Origin of the sequence: Sulfurospirillum sp. hDNRA2, from assembly GCF_024206095.2 — a bacterium.
Classification (GTDB): Bacteria; Campylobacterota; Campylobacteria; order Campylobacterales; family Sulfurospirillaceae; genus Sulfurospirillum.
In genome coordinates, this window is sequence record NZ_CP159800.1 from 2,123,307 (window position 1) to 2,140,273 (window position 16,967).

A 16,967-nucleotide genomic window follows, 5' to 3' on the forward strand; every position below is an offset into this window, starting at 1 on the left:
GTATTCCTTCGCATAGGTTCATTCTTCACATACATGCTTCGGTTCCAAACCTATCAAAGTGAAAAAATTCACTTTGATTTAACGGTTTTCACATGTAAAGAGTGTTCCGCCTTTATGGACGCCCTCAAGCATAAAGCTTTTCACGTCGCTCAAATCAAAACCGCTGGCGATAAACATCGATTTTCGATGCTCCAATAAAAAGTGGGCGGCTTTCAGTTTGGTAGCGATGCCGCCGGTAGCAAAAGCGTAATGTGCCGCTTTTTCAACTTCCAGCTCGGAAGGTTCAATCGCGTGTACGACTTTTCGCATTTTAGCGTCTTCGTATTGATGCGGATCTTTATCGTAATAGCCGTCGATATCGGAAAGTAATACTAACATGTCGGCTCCGAAATAGTATGCGACGCGCGAAGAGAGTTGATCGTTATCGCCAAAGACCAACTCTTCGGTTGCCGTAGCGTCGTTTTCGTTAATGATGGGTAAAATGCCGTTTTGAAGAAGCGTATCAATCGTGCATTTGGCGTGATAGCAGCGTTTTCTCGAGTCAAAATCATCCGCCGTGAGCAAAAGCTGAGCGCCGTTCTTACCGAATTTTTCCAATTTTTTGTTGTACGTCGCCATCAATTGCGGCTGCCCGACCGCTGCGATGGCTTGGCGATTGTGCAAGAGGTTTTTATCTAATTTTAAAAGAGAATGCCCTGCCGCAACGGCTCCCGAAGAGACTAAAATGACTTCATATTTTTGCATTAAAGCGACTAAAAACTCGACTAAATTTAAAATGCGCTCTTTACATAAGCGATTGTTTTCGCTTAGTACGTGCGTACCGACCTTAACGACGACTCTTTTCATCACGAACCTTTGTTATAACGTCTGATAATGCGTATTTCACCGCATCGATATTTATTTTTGAAACGGAAGAGATCGGTATGACGAAAAACGGCAATGCGGCGTCTCTTTCATAAACGTCTTGAGCATACGCGTGCAGATCTTCACGCACTTTGTATTTATCCGCACCCTTGTTGGGCTGTAAATGCAATAAGCTCAAAAAAGAATCGACTTTTTCATTAACTTCTTCCACGCTCATCGTATCGCAACGCGTCAATGCAATCGCAAAATTTCGGGAAGAGAGTTCTTCGGAAAATTTTTCCAACTCTTCTTTGAGGGTAAAATATTGCTCTTTTAAATCGCGGTAATTGGCTAGATCGATCATAAACAGTAAAAACTGCGTACGTTCGATATGACGCAAAAAGTCTATTCCAAGACCTTTACCTTCGCTTGCTCCCTCGATAATCCCCGGAATATCCGCCATTACGTACGAACGGTAATCTTCGGTTACGACGACGCCCAGTTTTGGCGTCAAGGTCGTAAATTCGTAATTCGCGATTTCAGGCTGTGCATTGGAAAGTACCGAAATCAGGGTTGATTTTCCGACGTTCGGAAATCCTACCAATCCAACATCGGCGATCAATTTCAATTCCAAACGAACGTTACGGGTAACGCCGGGGCGTCCTTGTTGCGCAAATTCGGGGCGTTGGTTGGTCGAGCTTTTAAAGTGGGTATTTCCCAATCCGCCTAGCCCGCCTTCTAGAAACAATTGTTTTTCGTCTTGATCTAACATGTCAAGTAAAATCTCGCCCGTTTCAGCATCGATAATTTGTGTTCCGGGGGGTACGCTTAAGACTAAATGCTCGCCGGATTTTCCGTACATTTTGCGCCCCATGCCTTGTTCGCCGTTTTTGGCTTTTAGATGTTGATTGGTGCGAAAATGCGAAAGCGTGTGCGTGTTGCGATCGATTTGAAAATAGACGTTCCCTCCGCGTCCGCCGTCACCGCCGTCAGGCCCGCCTTGGATCACGTGTTTTTCCCTACGGAACGAGATACAACCCGGCCCGCCCTTTCCGGAGCTTAAAGTCAGTAGTACATTATCGATAAACATCGTCAAACCTTTTGTATAGTAAGTTCGTCAGTATACCTCTGATCATTACATGTAAGCGTAAACGATGATAATCACAAGAGGTAACGTCATTCATTTTTATGAAAGAAGAAAAGCGGTGAAGCTAAACGCTTCACCGGATGAATTATAAGCTAGCGGGGATAACGGAAACTTTGTTGCGTGTTTTGTCTTTACGTTGAAATTGAACATAGCCGTCGATTAACGCATAAATCGTATGATCCGTGCCGATACCGACGTTGTTTCCTACATGTACTTTGGTTCCGCGTTGGCGAATAATGATATTTCCCGCACGGACAAACTCGCCGCCGAATTTTTTAACGCCGAGTCTTCGACCTGCTGAATCTCTGTTATTTTGGGTACTACCTTGACCTTTCTTGTGAGCCATTGATTACTCCTAATCTTTATTGCGTCGTGTGTAAGTTAAGCTTTAATGCTTACAACTTTGACTCTGCTATACTGTCTTCTAAAACCGCGTTTTACTTTAGAGTCTTTTCTTCTACGTTTTTTGAACGTAATGACTTTTTTGTCTTTACCTTCAGTTACAACGACCAATTCTACTTCCGCACCGCTGACGAATGGATTTCCCACTTTCAGTTCACCGTTATTGACGGCAAGAACTTCTGTCACAACTACTTTCTCTTGTGGCTGAGCGTCAAGTTTGTCGACATTTAAATAGTCGCCTTCTTGAACTTTATACTGCTTCCCGCCATTTTTAATGATTGCATACATGCGTATGTCCTTCTTGGGAGAGATTTATTTTAAGGCTTGGATTTTATCTAAAAAACCTTTAAGCCAATATAAAACTCTCTTAATCTTATAAAACCATATCGGTGTAGTACTCAATCTGCTCGCGTTTTAAAATACGAATAAAGTTCGTGCTACCCTCGACGCCCGCCGGATAACCTGCGGTAACGATATAGGTTTTGTCTTTGTTGATTAAACCTCTTTCGATTCCTTTTTGAAGCGTTTTTCCGAGCATCATATTTAAGTTGCTCGCTTCAATGTTCATAATGGGCTTAATACCCCATGCAATCGTCAAAGAACGCGCCGTTCTCTCATCGTGCGTTACGGCATAAATATCGGCACGAATGCGATAACGCGCCAATTTTTTGGCCGATTTACCCGAACTCGTCAGCGAAATCATCGCTTCTACACCCAAGCGATCGGCAAGGCGTGCCGTAGATGAAGAGATAATATCGGTTTCATCCAAGAACGGATACATTTCAAATTTGCTGTAGGGATAAATCGCTTCCGTTTCACGAATCGTATTGGCCATAACCTCAACGACGTGAATCGGATTTTTACCGATAGCACTCTCTTCGGAAAGCATCACGGCGTCGGTTCCGTCTAAAACGGCATTGGCAACGTCGCTGATTTCCGCACGCGTCGCCATCTCTTTTTCCGCCATAGAAAGCAACATTTGCGTTGCGGTAATGACGGGTTTTGACGCCGCATTGGCTTTTGCGATCAATCTCTTTTGGATACTCGGTACTTTGTAATACGGAACTTCGATTCCCAAATCGCCGCGTGCGACCATAATACCGTCGCTGACCTCTAAAATCTCGTCGATTTTTTCCACCGCGTCGAATTTTTCGATTTTTGCGAAAAGGTGCGCGCGTGATTTATGCTCTTTTAAAATCCTGCGAGCATGTAAAATATCTTTAGCACTTTGTACGAAAGAAACGGCTACAAAATCCACACCGTTTTGCGCACCCCATGCAAGGTCGGCTTCGTCTTTGGGCGTAATGACTTCGATGTTAATGACCGTATTGGGGAAATTGACCCCTTTATTGGAAGAGAGCTTTCCGTTGTTTTCGATTTCCGTGACGATATGCTCACCGATTTCGATGACTTTAGCGCGAATATTGCCGTCATAGAGGTAAATATACTCGTCCACTTGAAGCATGTCTAAAATTTGCGGTTGATTAATGCATAACGTATAACCGTGTTCGGCGGTTTTCTTGCCGACGATTTGCTCTTTCGTAAAATAAAGCTTGTCGCCCGGTTCCAAATAAAAATCGTCTTCGAGCTTTCCGACGCGGATTTTTGGGCCGCAAATATCTTGCAAGACACCGATCTTTTTGCCGACGTTAGCCTCGGCTTCGCGTATTTTGGCTAAGGTTCCCGCATGGTATTCATGGCTTCCGTGGCTAAAATTAAGACGAAAGACGTTCACGCCGGCTTTAATCATACCTTCTAAAATTTCTACGCTGTCACTGGCCGGTCCCACGGTTGCGAGGATTTTTGTCTTTTTATCCATCTTTTTTCCTTCGTTAAAATAAGTTCTATTGTACTTTGAGATTGTTACAAAATTATATCACGAGAAGGGTTCATCCTACCTAAAAAACATGCTGAAGATTTGAACATACCTTCTCGTCAAACAAAAGTCGATAAATCGCTTCGGTACGGGTTTGGAGGTATTCTAGAGAATGGGCTCTTTGGCATAAATCTTTAAAATGGCGTATCACCGACTCGTTGATTTGAATTTGCGCCTGCAGCAATAATTTTAACATGTAAGCATAGCGTTCGCTCGGTATCGCGACGTCTAGGCCGTAACGTGTTATTAGTTTGTGAGCATCCGCTCGCCAAACGTGTTCGCCGTATCCCTCTTGGTGCCGTGCCATTTTTTTAAGTTTGTGCGTTGCTTTTTGAAAAACGTCAAAGTTGACCGTATAGCTTGAGAAAAAGATCAAGTCTTCTAACTCTTGGGTAATTTCATGCGCGATTTCATCTTCGACATAACGTTTTATTGCGGCATCGATGTCTTCAAACGACGTATTCATGACGCTCGATGCCTCCTTGTTATTTTGTGTAATTTTAATTATAGCGTCAGATTGTTTCAATAAAATTAAAAGCTTTCTATGGTACTATCTTTGCGTTTTAAATTCATCTCATTTCTTTAATGCGAACACAACATCATGACACATACGATTCAACATGCTATTTTTATCGTCGACTATAACGAGGCGGTCTTGGAGAGCCGAAATACGGTTTTGTTCAATACGATCGTCAGCCAAAATGCCCTCTTAAAAGAAAAAGGGATTAAGGGCATCTATATCTCCCTAAAAAATGCACCCTCTACGCAAAATGCATCTTTTGGGCACCTGATTAAAGTGTTGGAAAAACTTTCGCAAGCCCTAAATATCCCGACGGCTTTAGGCGATTATAAAAAAGAGTCTTTCGAGCATCTCAAACAAATGAGTGCCGATACGGCGGTTCAACTTTTTCAAAACGTTAATGTCGCTATTTTATTTTTCAATCCTTCGTCGTTTAAAAAAGAACTCTGCGTTCTTCTCTTCGATACCGATAAAGACAACGCCGATAAAATTTCTTCCGAACTGACAAAATTAGGCTATAGCGTCGTACATGCTTACGATGCCGAAGACTTTAAACTAAAAGCGATGGCAAAAAAATACGATATGACCATTACGCATACGGTAGTTAAAAAAGCAAGTTCCGCTCCCTCAATTCCCAATTTATCGCTTTCAAAGCAATTGATTGTCAACTTACCCGTTTTTATCGATACCGCCGTAAATACGTTGGTCACGATTACCGGATTGGAAGCACAAAAAATCAAGCACGAAATTCGCCCTTTTAACGAGAAAATTCCGGCACAGGTCATTATCGCGGCAATGAAATTTAAAGGCGACGTCAGCGGTACATTCTTTTTAGTTTTTCCAAGAGAACTTGCCGTTGCGGCTTTGGAGGCTATGCTAGGAGAACATGTCAACGGCGACGATACCGCCGCAATCACGGACGGCGTCGCCGAATTTTGCAATATTATCACGGGTTCGGCAAAAACGATTTTCTCGACAAAACAGATCAAAGTTCTATTTGAGCTACCTAAAACCTATCTATCGCCTAACGTCGCCCTCAATGCCTCTACCGGAACCAACGGCGTATGGATCGACATGCAACTTAGTAACAAACCGTTTTACATGTTTATCACCAAATAAGCTTCGAATCACCACTCTTCCAAAATACAGCATTGAGCGATTTTCGTTATTTTTGATGCAAAATACTTAAGGCCTGGTCTAAGACGTTATCTTCCGAAGCGTCGTTGCTCGGTTTGACTTCGATATTCGGAACGACACCGCTTGGCCAAACGCTTTTTCCTTTGGGCGTACTCCAACGAGCCGTCGCAAATTTTACTGCCGAGACACGACTACTCAAAGGGAAAAGCGTCGCAAACGTATCTTTTCCGTATGTCGGCGTTCCGATGACTTTTGCTCGTTGATACTCTTGTAAAACCGACGCAACGATTTCCGCACCGCCTGCGGAGTCACGATTGACCAAAACAATCAGAGGTACCGTCTTTAAAAACGAGAGTTTTTCGATTTTTTCCGCATAATCGCTCATTTCATACTCTTCTAAACGGTTTTTATAGTAGCGTTTGTCGTCTTTGTTGCGACTTTTAACGTTTAAAATAAGTTTGTCGTTCTCCAAAAACAGTCCCGTAACCGCTAAACCGATATTGAGATTGCCGCCCGGATTATCCCGTAAATCCAATACCATCCCTTTAATCCGCTGTTCTTGTGCATCGTAGAGATAACGTATATCTTCAAGCATTTCGCCGAAGCCTTCTTGCATAAACGAACTGACTTTGACGTATGCGATATCTCCTTCGTACATTAACGACGTAACTGCGTTAATATTGACCTCTTTACGCGTGAGTGTCACTTCTACTGGCTTTGTCGTATTGGGCTTTAAAAACGTTATTTTCACTTTACTGTTGGGAGCACCCCTTAGCTCGGCAATCACCTCTTCAAAATTGAGATCACGTACCAAATAGGAGCCGACCTGAATAATTTCATCGCCTTTTTGCAAAGCGGCCTTATACGCCGGAGAGTGTTCGACGACGGACTTAACAAAAATATGATGTCGTTTTTGCGCCAAAAAAAGCCCGACGCCCGCTACGGGCGTATTGCTTAAATAGAGCGTTTCGTACTCTTCTTCGTTAAAATAGCGTCCGTTTTTATCAACGCTATTAACCATACCCTCCAAACAACTGTCCATCAATCTTTTTTCGTCAATCGGTTGAACAAATTCGTCTTTTAGTTTTTTAACGACTTCTTGATACGCAAGCATAGCTTCCTCCGGCGTAACCGTTTTGGAAGATTGTGCCCATACCAACGATACCGTTACGAGCATACCGTACACAAACCTTTTCACGTCAATCCTTTATTTTTTCCGAATACTATAGTAGCGTTTTTGCCTTTTTTTAACAAGAAACGTCACTTAAGAGCAATCGAAACGGTTGCATCGACGAGGCTTGAAAGCCGTATTTCTCATAAAAACGACGCGCCGGTATATTATCCCCGTCCGTTAAGAGCGTTATACGACGGCATCCGACGCTTCGCGCGTACGCAATCGCTTCATGGATTAAAACAGAACCGATACCTTCGGAACGAAACGCGTTATCAACGACCATATCTTCCAGCCACGCGACCTTAGCACCTAACGCCGTACTGATACTCCATAAAAGACTGACCATTGCGATGATGCTTTTTTCGTTTTCGGCTACGAGAATAACGCCGATCGAAGCATCGCGTAATATGCTTTCAAGCCCTTTAACATGTAAAGATCGATTCGGGATGAACTCGGTCTCTTGCTCGAAAAGTTGTAGAAGTAACGTTACGAGTTTATCGCAATCTTCAATCGTTGCTTGACGGATTTTTAACATCATCGTTCCTTGTTCAATTGGTAAACGTATTGTAACATAGGAATCATTTTTGCTTGTACTTATTATCACGACAAGGAGTAAACGATGATGATTGACGACCAAACGAAAAAAACGTATCAGTCGCTTCTTGATTCGACGACGACACGCGTTAAAAACGGTCTGGAAGATGCGAGCTCGTTTGCACAAACACTCGCCGACGAAATTAAAGCCAAATTTTCAACCGATAATGAAGCCTCGACGATCAAAGATTCCGAGACGACGCAGAGGGATCCTGCGGTTGAAACGTTTTTAGAAGATCTAAAAACCAAAGGTGCTCTTGCATTTTACCAAGACTACAATTTTGAAAAAATTGAGAAACTAATCGAAGAAAAGAAAGCGGAACTTACTGAAAAATTAGGTCTAGGAGAATCCACGCAACCGCCGCTTACCGGTAAAGCCCGCGAAGATGCGTTGACGAGCCTTGACGATATGCTCGACGCCTACCGAAAACAACTCCAAGAAAAAATGCAAGCGGAAGATAAGCTCGATCAGCAAAATACGATGCTCGGTACGTTTTTGCAAGATTTAGCTTAACGTTTCCGATACACTAACAAGGTCTTATCGGGTGAATCGCCAAAAAGCCTCAGGGCTTCGGTTGTCTCCAATCGAAACCCTTCTTGTTTTTTGAGTTCGCCGAGCGTGTGAAAATATTGTCGGATTTGACCGCTGTGTTTACGGTAAAGCTCGCCCTCTTTTTCAAAAAATGCGATATGCGTTAAAAGCTCTTTGTCGGCATAATTGGCTTCGATGCATAAAAACTGCGTTTCGTTTTCAAAGCGCATCACGCCCTCCGCAACGGCTTCAAATCCGTACAAAGTATTGACGTCGCACACAAAATAGCCTTTGGGTTTTAACACGCGATTAATCGCGTGAAAAAAACCCGCCAACTCTTTAGGCGGTATGTAATTGAGCACGTCCGCGACCGCCGTAACGCAGTCAAAACATTCCGCCTCAAAATCCTCCAACTCTTTACACGATGCTCGAACGCCGATCTCGTTGGCACGCTGAACCATAGAAGCACTCCGATCGATCCCTTCCGCGTCGATATGTCGCTCTAAAAGATGCTTTAAAAACTTTCCGTTCCCGCATCCCACATCTAAAACCGAACCGATAGAATAAGAGCTTAAATACCGAAGGTACGTTTTATAGAGAATTTCATATTGGTCGTAAAAACCGATGAAAGGTTCAATTTTGGCGTAAAGATCGAGTGGATTCATGCGCAACTTTCCGAGGGCGTTATGCCCTCGAAGATTTTTAGTCTAATAACTCTTGTCGAAACAAGGCTTCGTTAAACGTACGACCGAGATGTTCGCATACCAGTTTAACGTCCCGACGGGCATTGCCTAAACAGCTCGTCGCTCCTGGGCTTGGCGTCATGTTGAAAATAATGCCGATACCAGGATTAATGCTCGCTTCGCCTAACATTAACTTTTGTTCTTTTTTGTTGATGACCTGCGGTCGTACGCCGCCGAAATTCTTTGCGTATTCAATTTCGTCTAATTGCAACGAAGGAACGATTTTTCGTGCATCTTTTAAGAAAAGCCCTTTATTGAAATAAGGCACTTCAAATAAAAAGTTACGGAAAATATAGTTTCTAATATCGCTATCTTTGAGCAAATCGTAGAACACTTTTGCGACTTTTCCGTCAAATTGCAACGTTTGCCAAAAATCAAGATACGTACCGCCCGTGTAACGCTCCAATTTCGGCAAAACCAGCGCCGTTGGACCAAAACGCGTACAGCCGCCGGCTAAAACGTCAGGGTCGCCGTGTAATGCGGCAAACGGAAGCTTTGGATTTTGAACCATATAAACTTTACCGTTGAGCATCTTTTGTTTCGTCAAGTAAAAACTTCCCGCAACCGGTAAACACGCAAAATCTAGTCCGAATCCCATCTGATGCGCCAAATAAAGCGAATGTGCTCCGGCGTTCACGACAACAAAATCCGCCGTAAAAGTATGGTCTTTGGTCATCACGACAAACATATCGCCGAGTTTTGTAATGTTCGTCACTTGCGCATTTAAGTATACGTCCGCAACTTTTCCTTCGATTTTTTGCGCTTCTTCGACCAAACTTTCCGTCATCGCTCCAAAATCGACCGTACTGTACTCGCCGCCTTCGACGCCTACGCCTATAATGCTTTCCGGTCGTTCTTTACCGTTTTCGTCGAAGATCAATTTCGGCTCGATTTTCGCCAATTTTTCTTTATCGAACACTTCCAAATACGGATACAACTCTTTAAACTCTTCGTAACGTTTTTGCATATACGCCACTTCGGTATCGCCTACGCCGATTGCCATTTTTTGGTGTGCAAATAAAAACTTTCCTTCATGACCGTATTGAAGGCAATATTTTGCGACCATACTCGCCGTTTCTTTGACTTTTTTCGCTTTTTCTAGAGTATAGTTTGTCTCGATGTCACCGCAGTGAATCGTTTGAGAGTTTGACGTTCCGGCAGAATTAAGCTTTGCCAATTTTTCATATTTTTCAACCAGCGCGATACGCTTAATATCCGTGTATCTTGCAAGCTCGTAAAATAGAGCCGCACCTGAAATTCCGCCACCGACGACTAAAACGTCATAGTGATTTTTTGTCATATTGAACAACTTCCTACTCTAAGATTTAGGGTTTATTATTGTAATACACTCTTGCCTATAAAACTTTTAAAAGTTTTAATTTTCACGATTATTTCGTTGCGATAACTTCGACTTCAACACGGGCGTTTTTGGGTAAAGCTTTGACGCACACCGTACTGCGAGCCGGTTTGTGATCTGCAAAAAATGAGCCGTAAACCGCATTTACCGCGGCAAAGTCGTCCATATCGGTTAGAAAAATCGTCGTCTTAACAACGTTTTGTAAGCTGCTTCCCGCCGCTTCCAAAACGGCACTTACGTTGTGCATCACCTGCGTCGTTTGTGCTTCAATATCGCCGTCGTTAAAGCTTCCGTCCGGACGTAAAGCGATTTGACCCGATGCATAAATCATCCCGTTGCTTTCAATCGCTTGAGAATAAGGCCCGATCGCTTGCGGAGCCTTGAGGGTTGCAATACTTTTCATTTTAAATCCTTTGAAAAATTTTCTATCGTATGCGAAAACACGCGACATAACGCTTCGACCTCATCGAGGCAACATCGCTCGTTGGGAGCATGGATCGTATCGTTAACGACACCGCACTCCACCGTAGCAATACCGTAACCTCCAAAAAATCGTGCATCGCTTGTGCCGCCTGCGGTAGAAAGTTTAGGGGCAAAACCGTTACACGCCTTGAGTGCTTCTTGCAGTTTTGCGACAATTTTAGAATCTTTACATGTTAAAAAAGGGCGGGCACTCTCTTGAAGGCGCAATCGATAATCCAGTCCGTTTAAGACCCCTTCTGCGTACGATCGAACGCTCTCTGGATTCGTTTGAGTCGAGTTTCGAACGTTGAACATGATTTTTAGCGAGTTGGGTGTGACGTTGGTAACTTCCATACCGCCTCGTATATCGGTAACGACGATCTGAGAGGGGGCAAAGAAATCATCGCCTCGGTCTAAAAAATGTCCCGCAAAAAGAGAAAGCAACGGTGCCATTTGATGAACGGGATTGATGCTTTTTTCAGGGTACGCCGCGTGGCCTTGTTTGCCCAAAATTTCGATAACGCCGTTAATCGAACCGCGTCTGCCTATTTTGATTGCATCGCCGAAGAGTTTCTCGGACGTCGGTTCGGCAACAACGGCATAATCGGGCAAAAGAGCGCGTCGCTCGAGTTCACGAAGCATTTCGATCGTCCCGTACGTGGCATCGCCCTCTTCGTCGCTGGTCAGCAGTAACGAAAGCGTTCCCTTAAAATCGCGCGTCGTTTTAAGCGCCTGAATACTTGCCGCTACGCCGCTTTTCATATCTTGAGCACCTCTGGCGTAAATGTTTTCCCCTTCGATCAAGGGTTCAAACGGATCGCTCTTCCACCCTTCTCCGGGAGGAACGACGTCGACATGTCCTGCAAAACAAAGGTGCTCGCCCTCGCCGAATTTTTTGAAAAGAAAAAGATTTTTCGTCGATTCGATTGAAACTTCAATCGCTTCAAAATCGTCCAAATAGCCTCGAATAAACGCAAACGAGCCTGCTTCGTCGGGCGTGATCGAAGGAAAACGCAATAAAGTTAAAAAAAGTTCTTTCGTACTTAACATCATGCCTCAATTATAAAAAAGTCTGTTTTAAAGTTTCCACTTTTTTGAAATTATCGTCTTGCGACAAGCCGCTTTAAAGTTTAATCAACGTCGCGCCGAAACCGCCTAAGTTTTGCGGTGCGTCGGCGTACGAAACCAAGGAAGGATACGTACTTAAAAACGTGCGTACCGCATAAGCCAATTTCCCCGTTCCGATACCGTGGTAAACCAAAACTTCGTCAAACCCGTTGATCAGCGCGTCGCTCAAGAACTTATCGAGGCGTTCAATCGCTTCGTCGCTGCGAAGCCCGTGCAAATCCAAAATCATCGAACCGCCCGTCGTCTCTTTGGCGATCACGACGCTTTGTTTGCGCGAGTGCGGTTGCGGGCCGCTTCGTTTGAGCGACGCAAGCGGTACGCGCATGCTAATACCGTCGCATTCGATCAAAGCTTCTTCTTTTTTGATACTTTTGATCACACCTTTGGAACTGCCGTATTTGATCTTTTCTCCGACGCTTAAAAGCTCACCCGCGCGCACTTCCGGAACGTTTCGTTTGCTTTCTTGTCGGTAAAGATTGGCTTTGTTCAACAACCGATGCGCCTCTTTAACGTCTTGAGTTTTAATGGCTTTTTTCGCCTCCGATACGGCATCCCTAAACTCTTTGGAGAGCTTCCCGTAAGCGGTTTCAAATTCGCCTCTCACGCGTTCTTTTTCGTCGCTGAGCGAAATTTTCAGCTTTTCAACCTCTTGCAATCGCGCATCTAGCTCCTCTTTTGTCTTGCGCATTTGCAATTCCAAATCAATATTTTTTTGAATCAATTCGCCCAATTTCTCTTTGTCTTCGCCGTATAAAATTTTCGCTTCTTTCACAAGCGAAGGCGGAACTCCGTAACGAAGCGCGGTTTCAAACGCGTAACTGCGCCCGATGGTTCCTTTTAAAAATCCATACGTCGGGCGTTCGTTTTTTTCGTCGTAAATCGCCGCTAAAAGTTCGACTTCCGGATGTGTCGCCAACATTGAAGCCAAGCGTTTATGGTGCGTCGTAATGACGATCTTCATCTCTTTTTCGATCAGTTTTTCGATCATGACTTTAAACAGATTTGCCGCCTCGTCCGCGTCCGTACCCAACTCGATCTCGTCGACGCCGACCAAAGCGTTTTTTTTGCCGAACAATTGACTAAACTCGTTCATCCGTCCCGCAAACGTTGAAATGTCGTTTTTAACGCTTTGAGGATCGTCTAAAACGGCGTAAAGCTCTTTAAACGAACCGATCGTCGAATGCGCGGCGTCGATTTTCATGGGCAGAAGGTATTTGCTCAAGAGTGCCGCGGAGAGAATCGATTTTAACAACATCGTTTTTCCGCCCGCATTAACGCCCGTAATCATCAAAACGCGTTTGGAAAAATCGACGCAAATAGGTTTAGGATGGGCTAATGCGGGATGCGAAAAGTTTTCGAGCACGATGGCGGAAGATTTGGAAGAAGCGAGTACGAATTCCATCTCTTTTTCGCGCGCAAACGCGACGCGTGCGTAGTAAGCATCGAAACGATCAAACTCTTTGTTGATAAAGCTTAGAAATTTAAGCTGTTTGGCGAACACGGAGGAGATTTGCTTCGCGTATTTATAAATCAACTCCTCTTTTTTGTCGATCAATTCACTCTCTTTGGCGACCAATTTTGCTAAAGCTTCGGGAACGACGTAGAAAAAACCGCTGCTACTGCGTGCTACGACGTTGCCTTTTAAGACGTGATTGAATCCGCCGCGCACCAAGAGGGCTTCTTGATTATTGATATAATGGATCTGTTTGTCGGCAAGGTATAACGCGATTTTTTCGGTTGATATCAAGCGGCGAAGGGTCGCATTCATCTCGTCTTTGATGCTTTTGAGGTTTTTGTTGATGTCCTCAAACTGTTCGTCGACGCTCGATTTTAATTCGCCTTTTTCGTCGAAATAGTCGCAAATGCGCGTGATTTCAACCGGAATAACGATACGTGCGATCCATTCCCCCAACGCTTGATCGAGCAGAACGCTTTGAAGGTAGGTCGTATAATTAACGATTTTGACGAACGCGAAAATCTCCGAAAGATGCAAAACGCCCATTTTACTTAAATGCGCGATTGCCGTATCAAGATTGGGTACTTCCGGAAGCGGCTTTAGGCGGTCTTTTGCGAGAAGTTCGTGAATCAATTTAAAATGCAAATGCGCGTCGCCTTCCATAAACAAAGGCTTTTCTCGCGCCAAAAAGTGTTTAAAACTCTCTTGATAATCGCTCAAATCGAGTTTAGCAAATAGCTTTTCCATTAGGGAAGAATCCTACATGTACTCACTTCGATTACCGTACCTTTATCGTTTTCGTTGATCTCATTCGGGATGAAACTTTGCGTTCCGCTCACGTAAATAAACCGTTTAAGATCAACCGTAACGCCGCCTTGACATGTCAGCGTTTTTCCTTGTTTAAAGGCATTGACGATCAAGCGGCGTTGTTCGCTTTGGGACGATTGATAGCTCTCGTAACCGATTGCCGAAGCGAGCAGTACGACCATCGAGCCGATCAACGTCTTTTTCATGCGTGAAGAGAGCGTCTCTTTTTTGGTGTACAATACCGCGGCTAGCAGAAGGATTAACACTAAAAAGAGCAAAAATTGCATTAGACGACTCCTCGAAGCTGATACGTAATGTCGCCCGCGCCGAAACTAATCACCACGCCTTCGTCAAAACGCTCGTAACCGTCTTCGTTCGGGAAAATTTCGATCGCAGCGTCTTTGCGATGGACTCTGGGTGCGAATACGGGAGCATAGCGCGAAAACGCTTTTTCAAAATCGATAAACACCTCTTTTTCGCCGGCTTTCCATACCGGTAAAATAACCAGCTTGTCTACCCCTTCGAAACATTCGACGAAACTTTCGAGATTGTCGATCGTACGTGAATATTTGTGCGGTTGCCAAATCGCCGTGATCGTTTTAAGACCCGTCAAATGTGCATAGGTTTTTGCCGAAGCAAGCGTTGCTTTAATCTCGGTCGGATGGTGTCCGTAATCGTCGATAAGAGCGAAATTATCCTCTTTAGCAATAATATCGAATCGTTTTTTAATTCCTTTATAACGTTTCAGCTTTTCGCGTACGATTTCCACGTCTTCTTCCACAAGGCTCGCCAAAATCGCCAAAGAAGCGTCCAACGCCATATGCGCTCCGATACCCCAAACCTCGAAACGTCCTAAATCTTTGAGCACGAAAGAGGTATAAGGCTCGCCCTCATGCATCGTCGTTTCGATCGCTTGAATATCCCTGCTCGGATACAGACGAATCGCGTCCATCTCTTCAAGCGTCGCCAGAAAAGGATCTTCGGCATTGATGACGCGAATCGTAGCACTTTGCAAAAAGCGACGATACGCGCCGTAAAAGCGTTCCAAATCGTAGTTATAATGCTCCATATGCTCCGGTTCGGCATTGGTCACGACCGCAACGTAAGGGTTGGAATTTAAAAAACTCTCATCGCTTTCGTCCGCTTCGAAAATAACGTTATGGCCCTCTTTATAGTACATGTTGGTGCCGTATTGTTTGCTTTCGGCTCCGATGACGACCGAACCTTCGATCAAAGACGCCAGCATCGCACTGGTGGTACTCTTGCCGTGTGCGCCGCACACCGAAAAAACCCGTCTGTTCTTTAAAATGAACACTAAAGCTTGCGAACGCGACATAATCGCGATTCCTTTTTCGCGCGCTCGTACCAACTCGACGTTATCGGGTTTGATAACCGCCGAATACACCACCAAATCTTGATCGTTAATGCAAGAGGGATCGTGCGGAATGACCACCGAAATGCCCTCTTCTTCCAAACGTGCCGTAATTTTCGTCGCCTTAATATCCGAACCCGTAATCGTATAGCCCTCTTGTTTAAGATAGCGTGCCAATGCCGAAAGTCCAATACCACCGATACCTACAAAATGTACTTTTTTCAATTCAACCCTTTACAAAAATCTTTTACTTTTGACACACTTACTTTGAAGTCGCCATAAAATCTCGTATCTCTTTTAAAATCGTTTCCGTTTTCGTGCTGTTTTCGACCAAGGCGATACGCACAAATCCATCCCCCATACCGCCGCGCCCTAAAAATCTTCCAGGTAAAACTTTGATATTTTTCTCTTGATAAAGCTTACATGTAAAGCCTAAATCGTCTCCGACTTCCAACCAAACGTAAAAGGTCGAAGCAATCGCATCGATGCCTAAAATCGCTTCGGCCAAACGGAGGTTTTTCGCATACTCTTGGCGCGTGATCTCCACATGTGCCATATCGCTCCATGCAGCCGCAGAGGCTTTTTGCAACGGCAAAGGAATACCCGCTCCGATGTACGTACGATACTTCATATAGCCGCTCAAAATCTTCTCATCGCCTGCGATGAAGCCTGAACGAAGTCCCGGAGCGGAGCTTCGTTTGGAGATGGAGTTGATGACCAAGACGTTTTTGAAACTCTCGTTTCCTACATGTAAGGAAGCTTCCAGAAGCGAAACGGGTTTTTCATCGACGTAAATCTCGCTGTAACATTCGTCATTTAAAAGCACGATGTCGTATTTGAGTGCAAATTTGACCCACTCACCCAACTCGTCCAACGAAAGAGTCGATGTGGTCGGATTGTTGGGAAAATTGAGAATGATCAAATCGGCTTCTTTAAGCTGGGGAAGCGTAATGTCGGGTTTAAACGCATTCTCTTTTGTCAGGTTTAAATGCACGACTTTAGCGCGACTGGCAATCGCCGCACCTTCGTAGATCTGATAAAACGGATTGGTATACGCCATCACGGGATTTGGTTTATCGTGCAAAAGGTATTGCGGGAAGTTGAACAACACTTCTCTCGTACCGAATGTGCAGAGCAGTTCGCTCTCTTTGAGCGCAACGCCGAAACGCTTTTGAACAAAAGTGCGCTGTGCTTCCGTGACGTAACCCTCACCGGATGATTTTGGGTATTTATTTAAAAGTGCGCTGTTTTCTTTGAGTGCGTTTTGGATAAACATCGGGGTTTCAAACTGCGGCTCACCGATGGTCAGATTGACCGCTTCGTACTGCGGATTGGGCGTTACGTCGTTCAATAACGCACTTAATTTTTCAAACGGATAGGGTTCAAAATGCAATGAATTTCCTTTAGTCAAAACTAA

18 protein-coding genes are annotated in these 16,967 nt (G+C 44.4%); 2 read left to right on the top strand and 16 right to left on the bottom strand.

Annotated elements, in window-relative coordinates:
• Positions 1–78: 78 nt before the first annotated feature.
• The 6 genes from proB to NL930_RS10435 all read right to left on the bottom strand — a co-directional run bounded on the left by proB (position 79) and on the right by NL930_RS10435 (position 4,734).
• On the bottom strand, positions 79–846 hold the full coding sequence (gene proB, locus NL930_RS10410) for a glutamate 5-kinase (RefSeq protein WP_039672277.1): 768 nt from the start codon (positions 844–846) through the stop codon (positions 79–81).
• Positions 827–1,933: a GTPase ObgE gene (gene obgE / locus NL930_RS10415; protein ID WP_254376635.1), complete on the bottom strand. Its 1,107-nt coding sequence runs from the start codon at positions 1,931–1,933 to the stop codon at positions 827–829. The genes proB and obgE overlap by 20 nt, the downstream gene beginning before the upstream one ends.
• 142 nt (positions 1,934–2,075) lie before the next feature.
• The gene (rpmA, locus tag NL930_RS10420; RefSeq protein WP_039672275.1) at positions 2,076–2,336 is read right to left on the bottom strand and encodes a 50S ribosomal protein L27; all 261 of its coding nucleotides are present in this window, start codon (positions 2,334–2,336) and stop codon (positions 2,076–2,078) included.
• 35 nt (positions 2,337–2,371) lie between these two features.
• Positions 2,372–2,680 (bottom strand): 50S ribosomal protein L21, encoded by a 309-nt coding sequence (gene rplU / locus NL930_RS10425; RefSeq protein WP_039672274.1) that lies wholly within the window; start codon positions 2,678–2,680, stop codon positions 2,372–2,374.
• Positions 2,681–2,765: 85 nt separating this feature from the next.
• A complete protein-coding gene (gene pyk / locus NL930_RS10430) occupies positions 2,766–4,211 on the bottom strand; it encodes a pyruvate kinase (protein ID WP_060826523.1) in 1,446 nt (481 codons plus the stop codon).
• Between the two features lie 79 nt (positions 4,212–4,290).
• Positions 4,291–4,734 (bottom strand): hypothetical protein, encoded by a 444-nt coding sequence (locus NL930_RS10435; protein ID WP_254376636.1) that lies wholly within the window; start codon positions 4,732–4,734, stop codon positions 4,291–4,293.
• Positions 4,735–4,869: 135 nt separating this feature from the next.
• Between NL930_RS10435 and NL930_RS10440 the strand changes: the two genes are divergently transcribed.
• Positions 4,870–5,907: a chemotaxis protein CheX gene (locus NL930_RS10440; protein ID WP_039672271.1), complete on the top strand. Its 1,038-nt coding sequence runs from the start codon at positions 4,870–4,872 to the stop codon at positions 5,905–5,907.
• A 46-nt stretch (positions 5,908–5,953) separates the two neighbouring features.
• Here the strand turns inward: NL930_RS10440 and NL930_RS10445 are convergent, their stop codons facing one another.
• Positions 5,954–7,123 (bottom strand): S41 family peptidase, encoded by a 1,170-nt coding sequence (locus NL930_RS10445; protein WP_254376637.1) that lies wholly within the window; start codon positions 7,121–7,123, stop codon positions 5,954–5,956.
• Between the two features lie 49 nt (positions 7,124–7,172).
• Entirely contained in the window at positions 7,173–7,634 is a 462-nt protein-coding gene (locus tag NL930_RS10450; protein WP_254376638.1) for a GNAT family N-acetyltransferase, read from the bottom strand.
• An 84-nt stretch (positions 7,635–7,718) separates the two neighbouring features.
• On the opposite strand from NL930_RS10450, the gene NL930_RS10455 reads away from it, so the two are divergent.
• Positions 7,719–8,207: a hypothetical protein gene (locus NL930_RS10455; RefSeq protein WP_041962097.1), complete on the top strand. Its 489-nt coding sequence runs from the start codon at positions 7,719–7,721 to the stop codon at positions 8,205–8,207.
• Here NL930_RS10455 and NL930_RS10460 read toward each other — a convergent pair.
• The 8 genes from NL930_RS10460 to NL930_RS10495 all read right to left on the bottom strand — a co-directional run bounded on the left by NL930_RS10460 (position 8,204) and on the right by NL930_RS10495 (position 16,943).
• The gene (locus tag NL930_RS10460) at positions 8,204–8,890 is read right to left on the bottom strand and encodes a class I SAM-dependent methyltransferase (RefSeq protein WP_254376639.1); all 687 of its coding nucleotides are present in this window, start codon (positions 8,888–8,890) and stop codon (positions 8,204–8,206) included. The two genes, NL930_RS10455 and NL930_RS10460, sit on opposite strands and share 4 nt — an antisense overlap.
• A 37-nt stretch (positions 8,891–8,927) precedes the next feature.
• Positions 8,928–10,268 (bottom strand): FAD-dependent oxidoreductase, encoded by a 1,341-nt coding sequence (locus NL930_RS10465; RefSeq protein WP_039672266.1) that lies wholly within the window; start codon positions 10,266–10,268, stop codon positions 8,928–8,930.
• Between the two features lie 88 nt (positions 10,269–10,356).
• A complete protein-coding gene (locus NL930_RS10470; RefSeq protein ID WP_254376640.1) occupies positions 10,357–10,728 on the bottom strand; it encodes a RidA family protein in 372 nt (123 codons plus the stop codon).
• Positions 10,725–11,837: a succinyl-diaminopimelate desuccinylase gene (gene dapE, locus NL930_RS10475; protein WP_254376641.1), complete on the bottom strand. Its 1,113-nt coding sequence runs from the start codon at positions 11,835–11,837 to the stop codon at positions 10,725–10,727. The genes NL930_RS10470 and dapE overlap by 4 nt, the downstream gene beginning before the upstream one ends.
• 73 nt (positions 11,838–11,910) lie before the next feature.
• Positions 11,911–14,118, bottom strand: a complete 2,208-nt coding sequence (locus tag NL930_RS10480) for an endonuclease MutS2 (protein WP_254376642.1) — start codon at positions 14,116–14,118, stop codon at positions 11,911–11,913.
• Positions 14,118–14,465: a hypothetical protein gene (locus tag NL930_RS10485; RefSeq protein ID WP_254376643.1), complete on the bottom strand. Its 348-nt coding sequence runs from the start codon at positions 14,463–14,465 to the stop codon at positions 14,118–14,120. Before NL930_RS10485 ends, NL930_RS10480 begins: the two co-directional genes overlap by 1 nt.
• Positions 14,465–15,775 (bottom strand): UDP-N-acetylmuramate--L-alanine ligase, encoded by a 1,311-nt coding sequence (gene murC, locus NL930_RS10490; protein ID WP_254376644.1) that lies wholly within the window; start codon positions 15,773–15,775, stop codon positions 14,465–14,467. The genes NL930_RS10485 and murC overlap by 1 nt, the downstream gene beginning before the upstream one ends.
• Positions 15,776–15,812: 37 nt before the next feature.
• Positions 15,813–16,943 carry a succinyldiaminopimelate transaminase gene (locus NL930_RS10495; protein WP_254376645.1) on the bottom strand — a complete coding sequence of 377 codons (1,131 nt, stop codon included), beginning with the start codon at positions 16,941–16,943 and terminating at the stop codon, positions 15,813–15,815.
• Positions 16,944–16,967: the final 24 nt, after the last annotated feature.

What these genes read in the sequence shown, in the direction of transcription:
- NL930_RS10450 (WP_254376638.1), bottom strand. Translation starts at nt 7,634, where the DNA reads ATGTTAAAAATCCGTCAAGCAACGATTGAAGATTGCGATAAACTCGTA.
- pyk (WP_060826523.1), bottom strand. Translation starts at nt 4,211, where the DNA reads ATGGATAAAAAGACAAAAATCCTCGCAACCGTGGGACCGGCCAGTGAC.
- rplU (WP_039672274.1), bottom strand. Translation starts at nt 2,680, where the DNA reads ATGTATGCAATCATTAAAAATGGCGGGAAGCAGTATAAAGTTCAAGAA.
- proB (WP_039672277.1), bottom strand. Translation starts at nt 846, where the DNA reads ATGAAAAGAGTCGTCGTTAAGGTCGGTACGCACGTACTAAGCGAAAAC.
- NL930_RS10480 (WP_254376642.1), bottom strand. Translation starts at nt 14,118, where the DNA reads ATGGAAAAGCTATTTGCTAAACTCGATTTGAGCGATTATCAAGAGAGT.
- rpmA (WP_039672275.1), bottom strand. Translation starts at nt 2,336, where the DNA reads ATGGCTCACAAGAAAGGTCAAGGTAGTACCCAAAATAACAGAGATTCA.
- NL930_RS10455 (WP_041962097.1), top strand. Translation starts at nt 7,719, where the DNA reads ATGATGATTGACGACCAAACGAAAAAAACGTATCAGTCGCTTCTTGAT.
- dapE (WP_254376641.1), bottom strand. Translation starts at nt 11,837, where the DNA reads ATGTTAAGTACGAAAGAACTTTTTTTAACTTTATTGCGTTTTCCTTCG.
- NL930_RS10435 (WP_254376636.1), bottom strand. Translation starts at nt 4,734, where the DNA reads ATGAATACGTCGTTTGAAGACATCGATGCCGCAATAAAACGTTATGTC.
- NL930_RS10440 (WP_039672271.1), top strand. Translation starts at nt 4,870, where the DNA reads ATGACACATACGATTCAACATGCTATTTTTATCGTCGACTATAACGAG.
- NL930_RS10460 (WP_254376639.1), bottom strand. Translation starts at nt 8,890, where the DNA reads ATGAATCCACTCGATCTTTACGCCAAAATTGAACCTTTCATCGGTTTT.
- NL930_RS10485 (WP_254376643.1), bottom strand. Translation starts at nt 14,465, where the DNA reads ATGCAATTTTTGCTCTTTTTAGTGTTAATCCTTCTGCTAGCCGCGGTA.
- NL930_RS10470 (WP_254376640.1), bottom strand. Translation starts at nt 10,728, where the DNA reads ATGAAAAGTATTGCAACCCTCAAGGCTCCGCAAGCGATCGGGCCTTAT.
- NL930_RS10465 (WP_039672266.1), bottom strand. Translation starts at nt 10,268, where the DNA reads ATGACAAAAAATCACTATGACGTTTTAGTCGTCGGTGGCGGAATTTCA.
- obgE (WP_254376635.1), bottom strand. Translation starts at nt 1,933, where the DNA reads ATGTTTATCGATAATGTACTACTGACTTTAAGCTCCGGAAAGGGCGGG.